The sequence below is a fragment of the Niabella sp. CPT15-335-S11 genome (genome assembly GCF_058792415.1).
In genome coordinates this window covers 473096-493654 of the sequence record NZ_JBYTEI010000002.1, presented here as the reverse complement: position 1 = coordinate 493654, position 20559 = coordinate 473096, and the positions used below count along the sequence as shown (strand labels likewise).

15 protein-coding genes are annotated in these 20559 nt (G+C 45.6%); 8 read left to right on the top strand and 7 right to left on the bottom strand.

Annotated features, from left to right (window positions below; all coding sequences use genetic code 11):
• The first annotated feature begins 9 nt into the window (after positions 1-9).
• The 6 genes from AC3WS5_RS08635 to AC3WS5_RS08610 all read left to right on the top strand — a co-directional run bounded on the left by AC3WS5_RS08635 (position 10) and on the right by AC3WS5_RS08610 (position 6116).
• Complete coding sequence (locus AC3WS5_RS08635) at positions 10-1167, top strand: acyl-CoA dehydrogenase family protein (protein WP_492466897.1); 1158 nt, start codon at positions 10-12, stop codon at positions 1165-1167.
• A gap of 67 nt (positions 1168-1234) precedes the next feature.
• Complete coding sequence (locus AC3WS5_RS08630; protein WP_492466896.1) at positions 1235-1897, top strand: YggS family pyridoxal phosphate-dependent enzyme; 663 nt, start codon at positions 1235-1237, stop codon at positions 1895-1897.
• Positions 1898-2155: 258 nt separating this feature from the next.
• Positions 2156-3061 carry an endonuclease/exonuclease/phosphatase gene (locus AC3WS5_RS08625; protein WP_492466895.1) on the top strand — a complete coding sequence of 302 codons (906 nt, stop codon included), beginning with the start codon at positions 2156-2158 and terminating at the stop codon, positions 3059-3061.
• A 133-nt stretch (positions 3062-3194) separates the two neighbouring features.
• Entirely contained in the window at positions 3195-4781 is a 1587-nt protein-coding gene (locus AC3WS5_RS08620; RefSeq protein ID WP_492466894.1) for a peptide chain release factor 3, read from the top strand.
• Between the two features lie 9 nt (positions 4782-4790).
• Entirely contained in the window at positions 4791-5270 is a 480-nt protein-coding gene (locus AC3WS5_RS08615; protein WP_492466893.1) for a TspO/MBR family protein, read from the top strand.
• A gap of 162 nt (positions 5271-5432) precedes the next feature.
• A complete protein-coding gene (locus tag AC3WS5_RS08610) occupies positions 5433-6116 on the top strand; it encodes a phosphoribosylaminoimidazolesuccinocarboxamide synthase (RefSeq protein WP_492466892.1) in 684 nt (227 codons plus the stop codon).
• A 115-nt stretch (positions 6117-6231) separates the two neighbouring features.
• On the opposite strand, the gene AC3WS5_RS08605 is transcribed toward AC3WS5_RS08610, so the two are convergent.
• The 6 genes from AC3WS5_RS08605 to AC3WS5_RS08580 form a co-directional block, all read right to left on the bottom strand.
• The gene (locus tag AC3WS5_RS08605) at positions 6232-6795 is read right to left on the bottom strand and encodes a cupin domain-containing protein (protein ID WP_492466891.1); all 564 of its coding nucleotides are present in this window, start codon (positions 6793-6795) and stop codon (positions 6232-6234) included.
• Between the two features lie 490 nt (positions 6796-7285).
• The gene (locus AC3WS5_RS08600; RefSeq protein WP_492466890.1) at positions 7286-7537 is read right to left on the bottom strand and encodes a DUF3276 family protein; all 252 of its coding nucleotides are present in this window, start codon (positions 7535-7537) and stop codon (positions 7286-7288) included.
• A 284-nt stretch (positions 7538-7821) separates the two neighbouring features.
• Complete coding sequence (locus tag AC3WS5_RS08595) at positions 7822-8064, bottom strand: DUF6920 family protein (RefSeq protein ID WP_492466889.1); 243 nt, start codon at positions 8062-8064, stop codon at positions 7822-7824.
• 161 nt (positions 8065-8225) lie between these two features.
• Complete coding sequence (locus AC3WS5_RS08590) at positions 8226-11507, bottom strand: TonB-dependent receptor (RefSeq protein WP_492466888.1); 3282 nt, start codon at positions 11505-11507, stop codon at positions 8226-8228.
• Between the two features lie 275 nt (positions 11508-11782).
• Positions 11783-13975 (bottom strand): response regulator, encoded by a 2193-nt coding sequence (locus tag AC3WS5_RS08585; protein ID WP_492466887.1) that lies wholly within the window; start codon positions 13973-13975, stop codon positions 11783-11785.
• A gap of 415 nt (positions 13976-14390) precedes the next feature.
• The gene (locus AC3WS5_RS08580) at positions 14391-15095 is read right to left on the bottom strand and encodes a LytR/AlgR family response regulator transcription factor (protein ID WP_492466886.1); all 705 of its coding nucleotides are present in this window, start codon (positions 15093-15095) and stop codon (positions 14391-14393) included.
• Positions 15096-15566: 471 nt separating this feature from the next.
• On the opposite strand from AC3WS5_RS08580, the gene AC3WS5_RS08575 reads away from it, so the two are divergent.
• Together AC3WS5_RS08575 and AC3WS5_RS08570 are read left to right on the top strand one after the other, a co-directional pair.
• Complete coding sequence (locus tag AC3WS5_RS08575) at positions 15567-16214, top strand: murein L,D-transpeptidase catalytic domain family protein (RefSeq protein ID WP_492466885.1); 648 nt, start codon at positions 15567-15569, stop codon at positions 16212-16214.
• 114 nt (positions 16215-16328) lie between these two features.
• Entirely contained in the window at positions 16329-18314 is a 1986-nt protein-coding gene (locus AC3WS5_RS08570) for a sialate O-acetylesterase (RefSeq protein ID WP_492466884.1), read from the top strand.
• Between the two features lie 2 nt (positions 18315-18316).
• Here the strand turns inward: AC3WS5_RS08570 and AC3WS5_RS08565 are convergent, their stop codons facing one another.
• Positions 18317-20557 (bottom strand): TonB-dependent receptor, encoded by a 2241-nt coding sequence (locus tag AC3WS5_RS08565; RefSeq protein ID WP_492466883.1) that lies wholly within the window; start codon positions 20555-20557, stop codon positions 18317-18319.
• Positions 20558-20559 lie beyond the last annotated feature (2 nt).

The following is a 20559-nucleotide window of genomic DNA, read 5'->3' as shown; positions in this document are numbered from 1 at the left end:
CCGCAAAAAATGGATTTTCAGCTTACGGAGGAGCAGCTTATGGTGCAACAGGCTGCCCGAGACTTTGCCTTAAACGAATGCCTGCCACGCGTTATTGAACGGGATGAAAAGCAAATTTTTCCAATTGATCAAGTTAAAAAACTCGCTGACCTCGGATTTTTGGGAATGATGGTTTTTCCGGAATATGGCGGAGCAGGAATGGATACGGTTAGTTATGTACTGGCGATGGAGGAGATTTCCAAAACGGACGCCAGCACCAGCGTGGTGATGAGCGTTAATAACAGCCTGGTCTGTTACGGTTTACAGGAGTTTGGGACAGAGGAGCAAAAACAGCGGTACCTGGTCCCGCTGGCAGGAGGGAAAAAAGACGGTGAATTGTATATTGGTGCATTTATGCTGAGTGAACCGGAAGCTGGAAGCGACGCGACCAAACAACATACGACAGCAGAAGATATGGGCGATTATTACTTATTGAATGGCGTTAAAAACTGGATCACCAACGGGAACAGTGCATCCGTATACCTGGTCATCGCTCAAACCCATCCCGAAAAAGGTTCCAGAGGAATCAATGCCTTTATCGTGGAAAAAAACTGGCCGGGTATTACAGTGGGAGCAAAAGAAAACAAACTGGGAATTCGGGGGAGCGACACCCATTCCGTGATGTTTACCGATGTAAAAGTGCCGAGGGAGAACAGGCTGGGAGAGGAGGGGAGCGGGTTCACCTTTGCCATGAAGACCCTCGATGGAGGCCGTATCGGTATTGCAGCCCAGGCGCTTGGAATCGCGGGCGGAGCTTTGGAACGGTCTATTAGTTACGCGAAAACCAGAAAGGCATTTGGTACCGAGATCATCAATCACCAGGTGATTGCCTTCAAACTGGCCGACATGGCGCTCAGGATCGAAGCATCCAGGTTGCTTTGCCTGAAAGCGGCGTGGCTGAAAGATACAGGGCAGGATTACGCGCTTGCGTCTTCGATGGCAAAGCTGAGCGCCAGCGAAACGGCCATTTGGGCAGCGACAGAAGCGGTTCAGATACATGGAGGATATGGTTATGTCAAAGAATATCATGTGGAACGATTGATGCGCGATGCCAAGATCACCCAGATCTATGAGGGAACCAGCGAAGTGCAGCGACTGATCATCAGCAGGAACCTCATCAAATCCTGAAAGCCCGCCGGGCATCGCCCCTCAACCATTTACGTTCTTTTTTCGCGGTACCGGTTATCTTTGCCTAATGGCTGTCAATCAGGAAAACTACAAAACGATACTTAAGGAGCTGCGAGATACACAGACAACGCTGGTGGCCGTTTCAAAAACCAAATCTGCTGAGGACATCAGGGTTCTTTATGATCTGGGCCAACGGGATTTTGGTGAAAACTACGTGCAGGAAATGGTGGATAAGGCTGCTATGCTGCCCTCAGATATCCGGTGGCATTTTATCGGACATCTTCAATCCAATAAGGTAAAGTTTATTGCCCCATTTGTGTACCTTGTACACGGTGTGGATAGCGAAAAACTGTTGCTCGAGCTGGACAAACAAGCAAAAAAAATAGATTGCGTAATCGATTGCCTGCTCCAGGTGCATATTGCCACGGAAGAAACAAAATTCGGCTTCAACATTGCTGAATTGAAAGTGCTGGCAGAAAGGATTCAATCGGGAACCATCCATCCTGGCAATGTCCGGATTCGCGGGCTGATGGGCATGGCCAGCTTTACAGATGATACGGAACGGGTAAGGTCGGAATTTGAAAACCTGGCTGCAATTTTTAAGGAGATGAAGAAGGTGTTCCCTTCGTTCGAGGTTTTGAGTATGGGAATGAGCGCGGATTACCGCGTTGCTATCTCCAGCGGATCCACGATGGTACGGATCGGAAGCTTGCTATTCGGCGCACGCTAAGATGATGATCCGTTTTCCGGTGCTGAGAATGCATTTTAGCATTCAACAACAAATTTTAGGTTCCACTCAGCAACTTCTTGCTGCATCGAGACATTTTGCTGCAGTGAAAGTTTAAATCATCTAGTTTCTAGCATTTAAAATCTAGTATCTATTTTTGTTTACCCGTTTATTGGGTAAGCGTGCGATCGAGGTGAGAACTTGCTATCTTTATGGATAATCCTATAGCCATTGCGAAGTCAGTTTATCATATGCTTGTTATTGATCTTATTTGCATCCTGCAAAAAAAATCTTCCGGATTCTCCGAAGCCGATTGATGACGACGAACGGTATCTGATCGATTACCATAAAGATCTAACCATTGTCAACTGGAATATGGAATGGTTTGGGCTGCTCCCTCCAGGTGCCACGCCCGGCGTGAAGGAAGCCAACACAGGGAAAGTATTGAAGTATCTCCAGGCCGATTTGTATGGATTGTGCGAAGTTGTTGATACAGCAAAATTTGGCAAATTGATACGGAAAGAATTGGGAAGTGATTATGGTTATGTGATCAGCCCCTATGCAACGGTTTCGCAGAAACTGGCCTTCGTTTATAATCGCAATATTTTCAGGAAAGCAACTGCCCGCCCAATGATGGGTATCAGTTCCACAGCTTTCGTGAATTTTGCATCAGGCAGATTTCCGTGGTTGCTGAACGCCGAAGTGGTGGTGAATGGCATCAGAAAAAAAATGAGTTTTATCCTGATGCATGCGAAAGCTAATGCTGATTCCGTTTCCTATAACAGACGCGTTCTGGGGGCCCGGGAACTGAAGGACAGCATCGACCAGTATTTTGCCGGGAAACCCGTCTTTATCCTGGGTGATTTCAATGACCACCTGAATAGCAGTATCACTCCCAAAAGGCCATCACCCTACCAGCTATTCATTCACGATAGTACTACGTATCAGGCTATCACCCTGCCCCTGAACAGCTATGGGTTTCAATCCACGCTCGCCTATGAAAATTCAGTGATCGATCAGCAGATCATTACGCGGATCATGAGCCGCTGGTATGTACCGGGTTCCGCCAGAATCAGAACTGATGTAACTTCTGCCGTGCCGGATTATGCGGGCGGTAATACTTCTGATCATTACCCGGTATCATCTGTTTTTCGTATCGGGGACTGAAACTGACCTGGCTTCAGGCGTGCAAAAACAATTTATTTTTCCGAAATAAGCATATCTGTAATCATGACCTGGCACCAAACAATCTACGTTGGATGGTGAAAAATCCTTATTCCTTTCTTATCTTTGCAGGTTTATGAAATTTCAGGATGAGATTTTGAGGAGACGTACTTTCGCAATAATCAGCCACCCCGATGCGGGGAAAACTACCCTTACAGAAAAGTTTTTATTGTTTGGCGGAGCTATACAGGTCGCGGGTGCCGTAAAAAGTAACAAAATAAGGAAGTCTGCCACTTCGGATTTTATGGAGATTGAACGCCAAAGGGGTATTTCAGTGGCGACATCGGTGATGAGCTTTGAGTATAAAAACATCCTCATCAATCTGCTCGATACCCCAGGTCACAAGGATTTTGCTGAAGACACCTTCCGCACACTAACCGCAGTCGACAGCGTAGTACTGGTAGTAGACAGCGTGAACGGCGTGGAAGAACAAACGCGGCGGCTGATGGAAGTTTGCCGGATGCGCGATACCCCTGTGATCGTTTTCATTAACAAAATGGACCGAGATGGTAAAGGGCGGTACGAGCTCCTCGAAGAAATTGAAAAGGAATTAAAAATTTCTCTGCATCCTATGACCTGGCCCATCAACAGTGGAAAGGACTTCAAGGGCGTTTATAACCTGCACGACCGGAACCTCAGGTTATTTGCGGCACATACCAGGGGAGAACAGGATGATCTCATTAGTATAGAAGATATTCAGGATCCGTTGCTCGAAAAAAAACTGGGAGAAAAAGACGCGGGCCAGTTGAGGGAAGACGTGGAACTGGTGGACGGTGTACATGGTGCGCTGAACGTTTCTGACTACCTGGCGGCGAAGGTGTCGCCCGTTTTTTTTGGCAGTGCGATCAACAATTTTGGTGTTAAAGAACTGCTGGATACATTTATCCGGATCGCTCCTGTTCCTCAGGACCGGCAGACTTCTACGCGTGTGGTAAAAGTGAATGAAAACCACCTTAGTGGATTTGTATTTAAGATTCACGCTAACCTGGATCCAAAGCACCGAGACCGGATCGCATTTTTCAGGGTTTGCAGTGGAAAATTTGAACGAAATAAGTATTTTCATCACGTGCGGTTGAACAAGGAAGTAAGGTTCAGCAACCCTTATTCATTTATGGCCCGCGAGAAAAGCGTTATTGATGACGCCTATCCCGGCGATGTCGTAGGCCTGTTTGATACAGGAAATTTCAAGATAGGCGATACACTGACAGAAGGCGAAAATTTCTACTTCACAGGGATCCCGTCTTTTTCACCTGAAATTTTTAAAGAAGTTGTTAATAAGGATCCTATGAAAACCAAACAGTTGGAGAAAGGACTACTGCAACTGACGGATGAAGGTGTAGCACAGCTTTTCACACAGTTTGGCGGCAACCGGAAAATAATCGGTTGTGTAGGTGAACTTCAGTTTGAAGTGATCCAGTACCGTTTGTTACACGAATACGGTGCTTCGCTGGAATTTAGAGCACTTCCTTTTTACAAAGCCTGTTGGTTATACAGCAAGAATCCCGCTATCCTGGAAGATTTCACTCGGTTTAAACAAGCTAATACTGGCGAAGATAAAGACGGGCATATCGTCTACCTGGCCCAAAGTGAATGGTTCCTGAATACCGAAATCGCCAATAACCCTGACATTGAATTTCATTTTACCTCTGAGATACACAAATAGCATCGAAGTATGAAGCTCTCAAATACGGCCAAACTGATCATTTCAGTGTCGCTGACCATGTTGTTTGGCCCACCATTCCTGACAAACAATGTAAACTCATTGCAGGATTATTTTCAGTCGCTTTTAAAACCAAATTTTGCACCGGAGGTATGGGTATTTCCGCTGGCCTGGACTTTCACGTATGCCGCCCTCGGCGTTGCGCTGAGCCAAATCTGGGAAATGGACAAATCAACGAAAAGGGATGTGGCACTACTCATTTTCGCTATACAATTTTCTCTGCATATAGCCCATAGCATTGCAATTTATCATTTCCACGCGCTGCAGTTGACCGTAGTGCTGCAAACGATACAGTTAGTATTTCTAATAATCATGATTCAAAAGTTTGCCAAGCTCGATAGACTAGCCGCATGGCTCACCCTCCCGATCCTGATCTGGCGGGTTTATATGATCGCCTTCCTGACCGGCGTTATAAAAATGCCGAAGGCATGATTTCTATCTCAACGGGCTGCTGAATCCAAACCAGCGACCTAAGCCGTGCGGGAAGTACAGGACCTGTTTTTCGAGCATTATAATCCATCCTGGATTTCAGATTATATCGTACATTCGGCTTCAGACAACACAACAACTACTTATAACGGACAAATGAATGCAATGAAATTAGTCTACACCGGCAAAACGAAAGATGTCTTTCAACTTGATGACGGACAGGTTCTTTTAAAATTTAAGGATGATGTAACGGGCACTGATGGTGTCTTCGATCCGGGCGCAAATACGGTTGGCTTGCGGATTGAAGGTGCTGGAAGATCAGGTCTAAGGATGACCCGCCATTTCTTTGAAATGCTGAATAGACGGGGTATACCCACACATTATATCTCAGCCGACATGGAAAATGCAACACTCCAGGTCAGGAAAGCGACTGTCTTTGGAAAAGGACTGGAAGTGATCTGCCGTTACCGGGCAGTCGGCAGTTTTTATAGACGATACGGATCATACTGCGAAGAGGGTCAGCCTCTGGAAGGGTTCATCGAAATCACTATTAAAGATGATGAGAGAGGTGATCCGCCGATTTCAAGAGACGCCCTCGGCCTGATGGGCATCCTGACAAGTGGAGAGTACAACCAGCTCAAAGAGATGACACGCCGGATCTGTGATATGATCCGGGATGAATTGGCTGGAAAGGGACTGGAATTGTATGATATCAAACTGGAATTTGGTCACGACCAATCAGGTCATATCATGCTCATCGACGAAATATCCGGCGGAAACATGCGTGTTTACCAGAATGGACAATATGTAGCTCCGCTGGAACTTGAAAAACTGTTCCTGGAAAATTAGCCTTAATTCATATGACCGGCAAACCTAAGCCGGCGCAGTCTGTCCACAGGGACCAGATGATTTATATAAATCCGGCTTCAGGGGCCGGTCAAGCGCAGAAGAAAAAAAAGGTTGCTTAATCCACACGTAAAGGCGGTCCGACCACTTTCATATCGTGGTCTGCAAAAACTTGTACAATTTCTTCTTTTGAAGGAGGAGTCTCCCATTTAGATGTGGCTTCAAAAAAGGCTTCCATTTTCCCCCCGGGTAAATAAGATACAATTACGCTTGCCTGCGGTGTAAGCTGCACGAAGGCATGTGGAACATTCCTGGGTAAAAATATCGTATCGCCTTTTTGCATACTGTATTTATCATCTCCTATCTGGAATTGATATTTCCCTTCCAGTATATAAAACCATTCGTCCTGGTACGGATGAATATGCAGCGGGGGGCCACCCTTGCTTGCCGTGCCGGTTTGCTGAAATACAGCCAGCTCCCCATCAGTATCCTTGGCAGAGATCTTTATATCAAGCGTGTTCGGGGTAATGCCCTTCATAGTAATACGCTTCCCAAACCTGGCCTCGCCTGCACTGACTTTAAAGCCCCTGCCGGTTCTGGGTTTACTGAAGACTCTGCCCCTGATTAATGGAGGGAGGGCGACAGGTATCAGGACCGCCAAAAGAAAATTTTTCCGTTTCATATAGTGGTGTTTTAAGGGATGAATTGTATCCTTCGGATTCCCAAAACTGATCGCCATTGCTTTCAGGTATGGCGTGATTTTTTGAGATCACTAACTGGTGAATTTTTAAAGCCTTTTTGCCAGGTTGTCTTCGGCGATCATACCGACTGCTGTTTTAAGTGCCATCGTTGTGTTTTTTAGGTTGCAAAAATTGTCTTGTTGATTCAGCACCCATGTGCGAACATGGTATGAATATTTTTTCGAGAGGACTACCGGTGATGTTGTACCGGTAAGTCCGCAACTTGAAGGTAAGATGTTGGAACATTAATTCCAAAATTTTTCTTTTTGCTGCCTGCGGTCAGGGCAGAATTTACTAACTCGACTGGCAAGTGAAAAGTCTTACTGAGGAATTAACTGAGCGACATAACGCAAAAAAAGAACCGGCATAGCTCAGCGGGGCTGCTAAACCCATCGCCATGCAATGCCGGCAGAATGCTGCGCGTTTTCACTCTTAAGCAACTGGATCCGTCTGTAACCTGTGCTCTGGAAAATGCTGGAGGGCCTTTCGGAATGCTTCAACAATCAGGTGAATATCCTGTTGAAAGACCATGATCTGATGCCGTTCATGAAGACCATTTTCCATTTGCTTGCTTTCGCTGACCTTTAGATATTTTGATCCGTTTTTTGCAAGCTTGACTTCGATGTGGTAAGTCCTTTCTCCTGAAGTGACTTTGAGATTCTCAATGTTTTTGTCTGGGTACATGTTTCAGGGTTTTGAGTGAATGAAAAGGTTTGACAAGGGAGTGCGTAGAAACGTCTTTTTTCTAAAGATAGATTACTTATCGTTAAATCGCGATGATCTATTTATTAAAAATAACACAAAAAAACTCAAAAAACAAATCAATTAATTTATTTAGATCTTTCACACTGATATTCAGTAATTCATGTTTGCTAATTACTTATTCACTTCACTGTAGGAGGACAAAGGGTTCAGAATGAATCCGCATTGCTGCAAAATGCTTGAAGAGCGGGGATTATTTAAATCGTCTAAAATAAATGTGGGATTCCATAGTCGATTTCAGTTATATGAAACCTGGCATAGCTGTAATCACCTTCTGTTAATTGATAGATGGCTTCAATCATTGTCGGGACCTGTACCCCGTTTATTTCCTGGTAAGCAGAGGTTTTGCCAATCCAGGTCTCGCGAACTTTATCTCCCATATACCGTTTTGTTTCCATGTGCGTAATTTCCCCTGTTGGCGAAAAGTGCACCAGATAAACGATCTTCAAATGCAAACGGTTCAGCAGAAACCCCGCGAACAGAAAAAAGGCGCCATCAGTAATTTTATTGATGACGCCTTTTGTATTATGTGTAGTGGCTAGCGAACTAACCCTGGTGCTATCTTCTTTAGCTAGTTGCCTGTCTTATTGGTGATCAGGCAGTCGACTGGCTAGAAACTATATTTGATACCAAACTGACCTTGCCAACGGCTGTTCAGCGGATCCACGGTATAATAGTGGTCGTTCAATCCAGTCGGCTTATTGAAATTGAACGTTGGCTGATATCCTGAACTTGGTTTGCCGGGGTTCACGCCGTTTGCATCCTTAACAAAGGTCAGCAGGTTGACCGTATAGTTATTGATGTTCGTAACGAAGTAAATATGACCCCAGTCGTTGTTGATCAGGTTAAGGACATTCAGAACATCCAGGCTCAGTTGAAGTGAATGGTTGTTGTTTTTTCCTAATTTGAACTCGTGCATGACTTTCATATCCAGACTATGATTCCATGGGGTTCTGAGGCCATTCCTTTCTGCGTATTTACCTCTCCTGGTTTTAAGATAAGCATCTCCATCGATCAGCTTGTTCAGGTCAGCCCATTGTTGAGCGGCTGTGTAAGTGCTTCCGTGGCGCGTATAGTCGGCCAGCTTTATATCGTTCTGGTCCTTGGGAATGTAGGGCAGGTTTGAGTTAGCTGCATTTCCAAAAGGGTTACCTCCTGAATTATAAACCACTGTGTAAGGATTACCGGATTGTCCGGCATAAAAGAATGCGATAGAAGAAATATTAGACTCATTCCAGTGCATACTTCCGGTAAAGGAACCTACGAAGCGGTGACGCAGATCAAAGTTGGAATAGGATAATTGCGCGTCATTGGGAATGATTGCCGGGTTCACCTCAAAGTTTGACTGGAATGAATTCCTGATACCATTACTGATGTCTTTACTTACCCCATAAGTATAGGCGACACTCCAATTGGTGACAAATTTATGCGGAGTGAATGAAGATTTGCTCAACTCGGCTGTCAGGTTATAACGATATCCCTTGTCGGTATTGGTGAGCAAATAGACATTGGAATACTGGCTGTTGAGCTTGCCGCCAACATAAACAGGCGACTCATTCGGGCCACTGTTGAAGTATTGTACGCTGTCCCTGATGTTGATCTGCTGGAATTTAACATCCTTCAGGGTCTTGGTGTACATCGCGTCGAGTGTTAGTTTATATCCCGGTCCAAACTTAATATCGGCAGCCAGGTTAGATCTCCATATCTTGGGGAGTTTAAAATGATTGTCGATAACGTCTACCTCACGGGTATTCACTGCATTCGCTGAAGGAAGTGCGTGCGCGTTAATAGTGTCCATCAGGTTCAGCGGATTTATTGCCAATGGTACAGACACATTTCCGCCCTTTGTATTGGAGGCGCTTGGCCTGAAGTCAATATTGTTATAGATGTCTCCTGTGAGGGTCTCTGCATAACCAAGCCATGCAAATGGCATCCGTCCGACAAATATTCCAGATCCTCCTCTTACTATCAGATTTCCATCACCGTTCACGTTCCAGTTAAAACCGATACGCGGTGAAAGCGTGGGCGTACCCAGCCACTTGTTGGTAAATTCATTAAAAGGCGTGTTGGAATAGGTCGGGTGTGAATGGTTATTCTTTGCTGTTGCAAAATCCTTGTCTACGGGGATTTGCTTGTTCAGGAAAGGATAATCGAGGCGCAGGCCTGGTGTCAATTTGAATTGGTTTGTCACCGAGATCTCATCCTGCAGGTATAAGCTGGTCAGGTTAACGTTATAGGGGTTGGGCGGATTTCCATAGAGGTCATCCCGTGTGTTGGGGTGATTAGGGCTTATGGAATACGCACCACGGATCCGGCTGGGTTTTTCTGCAAGAAAGTCTGCCAGGTTCTTATATTCCCAACGTCCGTTCCAGGAGTTGATAAATCCATAGGTCAGTTTATAAAACTCATTATGTGTACCAAGGGTAAACTTATGAATATCTTTGGTCCAGGTAAGATTATCGCTCAGCTCAATCGTTTGCTGTTTCATATTATAGATGGAAGCCTCACGCCAGGTACCTGCCCATGCTGCTCCGCCGCCAATGTCCATGAACGGTGAAAGAGTACCTGGAAAATCCCTGTATTCGTGCACATTGACATAGCTGACATTGAATTGGTTGTTAAGCGTATTTGAAAATTTTGTTTTAAGTTCTGTTGTCAGATTCAGGTTCTTGGTGTATTGGGTGAAATCGGTAGAACCAAACTGAAAGTTTGTTGAAGTCCGTTCCAGGTTATTACCCCATCCGTTCGTGTAGATGCCGCGGAGGGTAAGTGTATTTTTGCTGTTCAGGTTAAAATCAAAGCGACCAAATAATTTGTCACTTCTTGTGAATATTTTGTAAGCGCCCATGTAGGAGCCAACATCGTAGTTGAATTTACTTTTCAGAAAATTAGCGATAGCAGATGCGTCACCTGCACTGATGGCAGCTCCCGGATCACCGGCATTATAAAATGAGGGTTCCTGCCTGCGGGTTTGCTCATAGTTTAAAATATAGAATGCTTTATTTTTTACGATAGGTCCGCTCGTTGTAAGTCCCCATTGATAGTCGTAAAATTCGGATCCCATTTTTGTTTTTGCACCGTCAACGCTTTTGCCTGTCAGTGCCGAGTTGCGTCCGTATCCGTAAACAGATCCGTGGAATGTATTGGTCCCGCTTTTGGTAACGGCGTTAACAGATCCTCCGGTGAAATTTCCCAGTTTTACATCATAGGGTGAAAGCTGCACCTGTACTTCCTGAATAACGTCCAGACCGTAAGGGTTTGTCCGCGTGCCAGATCCTGCTGCGCCTGATTGCCCGCCACCGCTGACACCACCAAAAGAGTTGCTGAAACCGATGGCATCGTTGTTGATTGCGCCGTCAATCGTAAGGTTGTTATACCTGAAATTTGTTCCTGCATAGGAGTTGTTATTGGATTGAGGTGTCAGCCTGGTGAAGTCCGTAATACTACGGCCAATGGAAGGAAGGAGGTTCATCTTATTTCTGTCTACAGTCAGTCCACCCAACTGCCTTCTCCGGCTGGTTGTAACTACAACCTCCTCCAGACTGGTATTGCTGGGGTTCAGGACTACCTGAATATCGGGATTGTTCCCGAGGGTGAGGGTCACTTCCCTGAATTCCTTTTTTTCGAATCCTACGAAAGAAAAGGTGACGGTATAAGGGCCGCCCGGCCTTAAATTCGGGATTGTAAATAAACCTCTGCTGTTCGTTTGTGTGGAAGTTTCAAAACCCGTTGGTTCATGTTTGATGGTGATCGTTGCTGAACCTATGGCATTGTCCTTATTATCTGTCACTCTACCTGAAAAGGTAGCTGTTGTTTCCTGAGCATTCAGGAGTGCGGGGCTAAATAAAGAAATACCCATAAGCAAAATCAGCCCTCGAAAAAATCTGGTCATGTTTAAAATTTTTTGCGAAGCTATTTTGAGTATATTAAGAGAATGTTACCCGTATATTAACTTAATGTAAACTGAGGGATACTACAACCCGTAGAAGTGCCCCCGGAATGAAAGCGACCGCTATTAAACCCGCGTTTTTTTTAGAAAAGGGCTTGCCTCCGGGTGATTTGAAAATTCCGGATTAAAAAATCTTATCCTGCAGTGGCCAAATTGTTTTATACCGTTTTAGTTTGGGCGTGTCAGATTTAGATAATTGATACGAGGTAGCGCTGTTTTTATCCGGAGATGGATGCTAGAAATATTTTCGCTTCACGCAGGGCGTCCTGACCGATCCTGTTCAGGGTAGCCATCCTTTCGGGGAGCGCTTCCTGCAACGGCCCGGTCTCCATTTCATCAAGCAATGTCTTTAATTTATCATCTAGACCCATGATGGAAATCGTGCTCTTTAGACGATGAGCAAGCGATTTAAGTTCTTCCATATTGCTATCTTGCAAAGCCTTCGACATAAGTTCTAAATCTTGCGGGAGACTGATCAGGAATTGATTCGTTACTGACCTTTCGTATTCCTGATCGCCCTGACTGATACTGAACAGGTAATCCAATTTGATAGTTTTATAATCAGATTCGTGTCGCGTATCTGCCCTATTTTTCAGACCCTCTTCCGGATCTGAGAGATAATGGGAAAGCATATTAAACAGATCAGTTTCATCAACCGGCTTTGCTAAATAGTCGTTCATACCGCCACGAATACATTTTTCTTTCTCCTGGGACATCGCGTGAGCCGTCATGGCAATAATGGGAATGTTGGAACCCAACTCAGACCTGATGATCCTGGTGGTGGTGTAGCCGTCCATACCCGGCATCTGGATGTCCATGAGGATGAGGTCGTAATTTCTTTCCTTAATCATCGAAATGGCGGTTGCACCATCGTTGGCCACGTCTGATTCAATACCCTGGGTAAGCAGGAGTTTTGTCACCAGCATTTGGTTGATTTCATTGTCTTCCACGACAAGGACCTTTTTGCTATGTGTCCTTCGATTTGAATTTTCGGGCATCTGGCTGATGGCAGGAACTTCGGAAGTGTCACTTTTTTTGAAGGGAAGTTCCAGAAAGAACCGGCTTCCCTTTCCCTCCTCGCTTTCAACAGTGATCTTCCCATTCATCGTCTTCACGAGGTCCCTTACGATCGACAGCCCAAGCCCGGTGCCACCATAACGTCTGGTAGCGGCTTCATCTGCCTGGTGGAACCGCTCGAATATAGCGTTCATTTCTCTGGGGTGTACGCCAATGCCCGTATCAGAAATAGTAGTCAGCAAAACCACCTCATCCGCGGTTTCTGACATTTTATCTACCCGGATATCCACTTTTCCCTTCTCTGTAAATTTCAGTGCATTTACAATCAGGTTAGAAAGGATTTGACTGAATCTGGCGGCGTCTCCTTTCAGTACGAGGGGTACTGTTTGGTCTGTCCCGATATGTAAAGCAATCCCTTTGTCAATCGCTTTCGGTTCATAAATATCAAAAACAGTCTGTAGTATTTCTCTTGGGTGAAACGGCTCCGACTCGATTCGCATCATTCCGGCTTCTAGTTTCGAAAGGTCCAGGATATCATTCACGATATGCAAAAGGCCATCGCCCGCTTTTTGGATGTAGCTAACATATTTTCCTGCTTCCTCATCCAGTTCTCTTCGTTTCAGGAGGTTAGTGAAACCGATAATGGCATTTAACGGCGTCCTGATCTCATGGCTCATATTTGCCAGGAAATTCTCTTTGATCTTGGCGGATTCTCTGGCCTTGGATTCAGATTCATTGAGTCTTCCGATGAGTCTTTGCTGATCGAGCATCTTATAAGTGATATATCCGAAAATGAAAACGGATGCGAGCGCTGCAATTAGCGCCAGGATTGTACCGAGTGCTTTCGCTGTCTGGCCATCTTTATTCGCGTCATCAATCGACAACTTCACGTTCACGGACTGTTTATCATCAATTTCCTTCGCTAGTAATCTGATCGAATCAGCGAGTTCAATAGCACGAGGGCTCCCTGTCAGTTTCTCTGCTGCTTCTTTCCCTTTTGCGTTAAGTGTTTCAATGATCAGCCGGTTAATGGCAATTTTTTGATTAACAAGTCCCCGGAGTTGTGTCTGCAGATTGGCAACAGCCGGATCAGTCTCAAGGGAGTCGATGATGTTCAGCGAGCTTTCAATATGTTTTAAATCACTTTCAGTATGTTTCTTGTGTGCTTTTGACACGGCTCCTTTGATGACTTCTGCCCGGGTTCCAGCATCCACTGCCAGTACATTTTTCTGGAGGTTCTGTAGTTCTCTCTTGACCCGCTGAAATCCCATCAGGTCCTTATTGCCCGAAATGAGTTGGTTAATACTTTTATTGGAGTTGAATTGCAGGAATACAATCAGCGTGATAGATAGCAGGAAAATAACTACCAGCAGGTATCTGAATTTCGGAATCATACGCGGGAGATAATACCAAACCTAAGAAATTTTCTAATTTGTTACATTTCGGGGATAAAATATACTGCTGATATCAGGTCCGGTCATTTTGAATTGGTTGTAATACCCCAAAAAGTGCGGACGAATACGATAAGGTCTGAGACTATGGCAATGGAAAGCAGGACGATCGCCAGATTTTTCTTTAGGAAGTAGATTTCATAGAGCAAAGCGTAGGTTAATACTGCCAGCAGGACAGAACAAATCAAAAGGATCCCTATTTTTTTCCGGTTAACCATCCCCATATCTTAAAATAGACGACAAGAGCCTATTTTAAGACGAAAGTAAGATAGCAGTGTTCCTGCTGTGTTTTCAATCGCTAAAATGGCAAATTCCATCGGTAAACGAGGGGAGGCGTTAGCGGGTGATTTTTAGCTGTCTAAAGAATATTCAGTCTTCGGTTGAGTACATTTCGGTATGTATCTGCCACCGGTACGGGCCGACCATCGATAATCAGTGCGCCCTGCTCAATAGAATCGATCTTGTCAATTGCCACCAGGTAGGAGCGGTGCACCCTGATGAATTTAGAAGCGGGTAACCGGTCTTCAACCGATTTCAGCGTATTATGTATGGCAAAAAATTTTTTAGACGTGTAGATTTTTACATAGTCTCCCATGGCCTCCGCGTAAAGAATTTCTGAGATTTTCAGTCGCTTGACAATATTGGAGTCGCGGATAAAGATAAATTCATCGCCGCTGACTGACAGTTGTTCTGTCCGGCTTTGTAGAATTTCCCTGGCTTTATCCATTGCAAGCAGGAATCTGGCAGGCTGAACAGGTTTGACAATATAATCAGCTACGCTCAGTTCAAATGCTTCAATCGCGTAATCTTTTTTCGAGGTTATGAAAATGATCACAGGTTTTTTCTCACCCAGGTTTTTTGTAAGCTCAAGTCCCGTCATATCCTTCATCTCGATGTCTAGCAACAGGATGTCAACGGGTTGCTCCATCAGGATTTGATGTGCTTCAAACCCATTTTCACATTCCCCGATGACGGTCAGGTCTTTCACCTGTGAAGCAAGCTTTCGAAGGGTGCTTCTGGCAATCTTGTTATCATCCACAATGAGACAAGTCATCTGAGTCATACCATAATTATTAAGCGGAATACAAATGTAAATGAAACCGCCTAATCTCAGCTTTCAGGGGCGAATCTTCCATTGTTTAATCGTTTGAGATGTATCAGCCCGTCAGTGAATCAAATCCTGCCGCAGATGATTTGATTTGCCGTTCTAATCATCCTGGTACGCTTCATTAGCATTTCCTGCAGGATATTTCTCCAAAATGTTAACGCGTGATTTTCATCAAGATATTCTGTTCTAACGATTTTGAAAGATGATTTAGGCTAATTTGTTAAAGTTCCCCGGCGTGGGCAATATTGCATTTTGTCAGCCGTTAACTAAAAGACTTGCCCGGCCCGCCTTTGGCGCTCCAACCCGGGAAATTTAACTTAACAAGAGAATTGACGAATTACTATGCACCTGAGTTTGAGGTTGAATCTGTTCCTATTATTTAGTTTCGCAGTGACGAATATTTCATGGACTGCAAATCATACAGGGTTGAAACACAAATCAATCCAACACGTCCGTCATCAGAATCCCGGGGCTGGGATATCCGCATACGCGGAAGCGATATACGACAGTATCGGCCTCGATGAATGGGGGCTGTCAGAAGTTGCTTTTGCAGCCGCTATTAACGGATTCACCGAAATGAAGTCAGAAGGATTGCTGCAAAATGATTCTTTGCTTACCATCATCGATTTTGACCAGCCAAGTATAAATAAAAGGCTATATGTGGTGGATGTTAAGCATGCAGTTGTGATCTTCAATACCTGGGCTGCTCACGGTAGGAATTCAGGTAAGGAATGGGCGGAATCGTTTAGCAACAAGCCTTCTTCTCTGAAAAGTAGCCTTGGATTCTACATCACCAGCCAGACCTATTCTGGCAGTCATGGTTTGTCACTTCGGTTAAACGGCGTAGAGCCGGGAGTTAATGACAAGGCCCAGAAAAGGGCGATCGTCATGCACGGCGCATCGTATGTGAGTCAGGCGTTCATTGATGAACAGGGTTACCTCGGAAGAAGTCATGGATGCCCGGCCATTCCACTCGTGCTGGCAGAACCCATTATTGATAAAATAAAGGGCGGGTCCTGCCTGTTCATCTATAACAAGACATACCACGCAACCAGCAAGTTCTCACTGGGCTAACTGTTTGGTTTACGGTTGGCGCAGCCGTCATCAATTAATTTCAATTTTCGTCACAGACTTTTGCAGTTCTTCGAAAGATTTGCCCCTAACTTTGCAATCTAAATCTGCATGCATATGAGACGATTTGTTTTCAATTGGATTGCTCTGACAGCATTGTGCTTTGTTCAGCTTGAAACAGGAGCAAAAGTTTGGTTACCCGCCATTTTTAGTGATAATATGGTCTTGCAACAGCAGTCTGCTGCCGGCATCTGGGGTAAAGCTGATCCCGGAAGGACGATCAGTGTATTTACTTCCTGGAATGGTAAGACCGTCCGGGTGAAAGCCGATGGAAAAGGCGATTGGCGAACGAAACTACCGACACCTTCCTTCGGAGGGCCATTTACGATAACGATAACTGAAAAGAACAGGATTGTTTTTAAGAACGTAATGATTGGAGAAGTGTGGCTTTGTTCCGGTCAGTCAAACATGGAGATGCCGCTCGCCGGCTGGGGCAGGATCAATCATTTCCAGGAAGAAACAGATAAGGCTAACTACCCGCAGATCCGGTTATTGCAGGCAATTCACAAGACTGCAGATCGTCCGATTGACGATCTGGCTGTGCGAAACGGGGGTTGGGAATCTTGCTCACCTGCGACGATACCTGAGTTTTCGGCCGTGGCTTATTTTTTCGCACGGGAAATTTATGAGAAAACGAAGATCCCCATCGGGCTGATCCATTCATCCTGGGGAGGTACTATTGCCGAGGCCTGGACGAGCTTTGAAACCCTCAGATCGCTCCCTGATTTTGCGGCTGCAGCCACGGCAATACACAATTCGCCAGTTAGCGCGGCCACAATTGATTTTCCGGCAGCGCTAAAAAGCTGGGAAAATAACCTGAAACAAAAGGATCCAGGTTTTAAGGGAGGGAATCCCGGATGGGCCGCTGGTAACCTGGATGTTTCAGCGTGGAAAACGATGAACCTGCCGGTGCTTTGGGAGAATGCAGGGCTGCCGGATTACGACGGTGTTGTTTGGTTCAGGAAGCAGATCCGGGTTCCGGAATCCTGGAATGGGGAAGATCTGGTATTGAGCCTGGGTCCTGTAGACGACCAGGATATTACCTGGTTCAATGGTCATCAGATCGGTGCCACAAATCTTTACAGCACGGCCAGAGTATACAAAGTACCAGGTAGCCTGGTCAAAAAAGGTGAAAATACAATTGCGGTCAGGGTTTTCGATACCGGCGGAGGCGGGGGAATATATGGTGATGCTGCAGATATGTTTATCAAAAATAAAAAAGGTGATAAGATCAGTCTTGCGGGGACCTGGGTATATCAGCCTTCTTTTTCAATGAAAGAAGTTCCGCCGCGGCCGGCGGATCCATCAACCCCAAACAGGCCAGCCGTATTGTATAATGCAATGATCAATCCAATTATTCACTACACCATTCGCGGAACTATCTGGTATCAGGGCGAGGGTAATGCGCCAAGAGCCTATCAATACAGGACTTTACTGCCTGCGATGATCACCGACTGGCGGCAGAAATTCGGAATCGGCGACTTTCCGTTCTATATTGTTCAGCTCGCCAATTTTATGAAGAGGGCAGAAAATCCTGGGCCTTCCGCCTGGGCAGAACTTAGGGAAGCCCAGCTTTTGACGGCTGAAACGCTCTCCAGGTCTGGGTTGGCCGTAACCATTGACATCGGGGATGCGCTTGATATTCATCCCAAGGACAAGCAGGATGTGGGTAAGCGGCTCGCTTTGATTGCATTGAATAAAGTCTATCATAAAGGGAATGAATATTCGGGTCCTTTATACCGGTCGGCTAAAGTAGAAGGTGATGCCATCCGTATTCATTTTGATCATGCAGATGGGCTTCAGGCCAGGGGCGGATCGCTTCATGGATTTAGTATTGCCGGAAAGGATCGCAGGTTCTATTGGGCCGATGCAAAGATCTCAGGAAAAGACGTGCTTGTGTCTTCGTCCCAGGTAAAGGAACCGGTTTCGGTTCGCTACGGTTGGGCCGATAATCCTGATGTTAATCTCTTTAATGGCGCTCAGTTGCCTGCTTCACCCTTTCGGACCGATTCCTGGGAAGAATCTACTTTTGGTAAGAAGTAACATCAGAACCCAAGCGTTACACCAAAATTCCAGTTGATCCCTGCCTGCGGGAAATAGTAATTTTCCGTGGTCATTGTTCCGCCGTACCGGTAAGAGTAAGTGTAACCGTTGTTTTCGTATTTCTTATCAAAAAGGTTGTTTACCATTAAAATAAAACTCGATTCTTTAAATAATTTCCCTGATCGGTGATATCTTAGTCTGACGTCGCTTAATGAGTACGGGTTGATACTCCTTAGTCTGTTAGATGCGTTGTCCAGGTATTGACGGCTCACATACTTTTCGACCAGGTCCAGAAAAAAATGATTTTTCTGTGAGGTGGCGGTAAAGGGTTCGAATGTAACGGTCGCGCCCGCGATGGTATTAGGTGAAAATGCAATGTCGGTTTTGTGTAAATGCTCCTCAATCTGTCCGCCCTGATCATAGTTGTCTGCGTATTGCGTCAAATCGCTGATCTTATTTTGGCTGAGCGTGGCATTTCCCTGGACCTGGATCCAGTTGGCAGGTTTTAAAGATGCGGTCATTTCGATTCCGGCCCGGTAGCTGTTCTCCACATTGGTACGTACATAGGCGCCTACATCATTTATCTTCCCGGTGAGTATAAGCTGATCTTTGTATTTCATGTAGTATCCGTTGATGCCCGCCTGAAACCCGGAAGACTGGAAGTTGTAACCAACCTCGATGTCCTGTAGTCTTTCCGCTTTTGGTTTGTTAGCCGTTGAGGCTTCAAAATCATCCCGGTTTGGTTCCTTATTGGCAACTGCAAATGACGTATAGACCTTGCTGCTTCTGTTATAAGCATGTTTGATCAAATAGCTTAGGCCGACCTTGGGGTTAAAAAAGGTATAATGGTTGTCCGATTCGATACCGGGGTTTGTCCGAAAGCCGTGGATCAGATAATCCACATCCCGCACTTGCAGATCGCCAAAGGCAAAGAATCCAGAAAGAATCTGTTGTTCCAGCTTTGCAAAAAAATTGACATCTTTTTTGAGGGAAGTAAGACGGTACCAGCGGTAATCCAATGGAAAGCCCATTTCCGCCCATTTGACATATCCATAGTGTCTGCCGTCATATCGGGTAAGAGCTCCGCCCAGACTGATCCCTGTGTTTTTCTTGCTGTAATTGGCTGAAAAGACTGATCCGTAATAAAAGTTGTCCAGCCAGAGCTGCCTGGTGAGGTTTGTTGTAGTAAAGTGTTGGTTGCCGATGGTGAGCGTATCTGGTAGTCCATAATCAGAGAAAGTTTCCCCGGCTTTATATTCATTATAATATCCCTTTCCGCGGGTTAGAAATCCGCTGATGTTGGCGGTCCAGCTTTCACCGAATTTTTGATTGATAAATAGCTGGTAATAATCCTGCTGGTAATTGTCAGTCTGGTCGTTATAGTATTTGTTATCGCTGATTTTTCCCAGGGTGTTCGTTGTGCGGCCGATTGCATCCAGTTGCTTTTCATAATCTACCGGAGCCGATTTATCAGTATAGGAAGTACCAATCCCGTTCCACGCCTGGCCGGTTCTTTCCTTGCCTGTCATCAGGTTAAATTTAATCGCTGTTTTTTCATTGGCCGATCTCCAGCCCGAAATGAAATGTAGTGATTTCAGGTCGGAGAATGCCCGGTCGATATATCCGTCCGAGTTCAGTTTGGACAACCTGAGGTCGAACTGGAAGCCGTTATTCAGCAGGCCTGTATGGGCGAGCAGCGTGTTTTTCCAGGTATTAAACGATCCGTAAGCCGAGCTGATAGACGCGCCCGCGGCTTTTTGTTGATCCAGGTTTGAGATGTTCACCGAAGCTCCAAAGGCACCCGGGCCGTTGGTGGAGGAGCCCACGCCGCGCTGAACCTGGATGGATCCGGTGGATGATCCCAGATCCGGGATATCAACGAAAAATGTTCCCTGAGATTCCGGGTCGTTGACGGGGATGCCATTAAAAGTCACGTTGATCCGGGTAATATCTGTACCCCGGATCCTGAGTGAGGAGTACCCCACGCCAACGCCGTCATCTGAGCTTACAACGACGGAAGGGACCTGGTCGAGCAAGCCCGGCAGGCCCTGACCCAGGTTCTTTTTCTGAATTTCGGGGGAGCTGATGTTACTCGCGGCAAAAGGTGATTTCTCATTTACTCTGGTGGCCCTGACTTCTACGGGCGCCAGGATGTGAAAGCTGTCAGTCAGAACACTGTCTTTCTGAGCAAAAGATGTTGCAGCTGCCATAACGAGGCAGGCGGTCAAAAAATTCCTCTTCATTT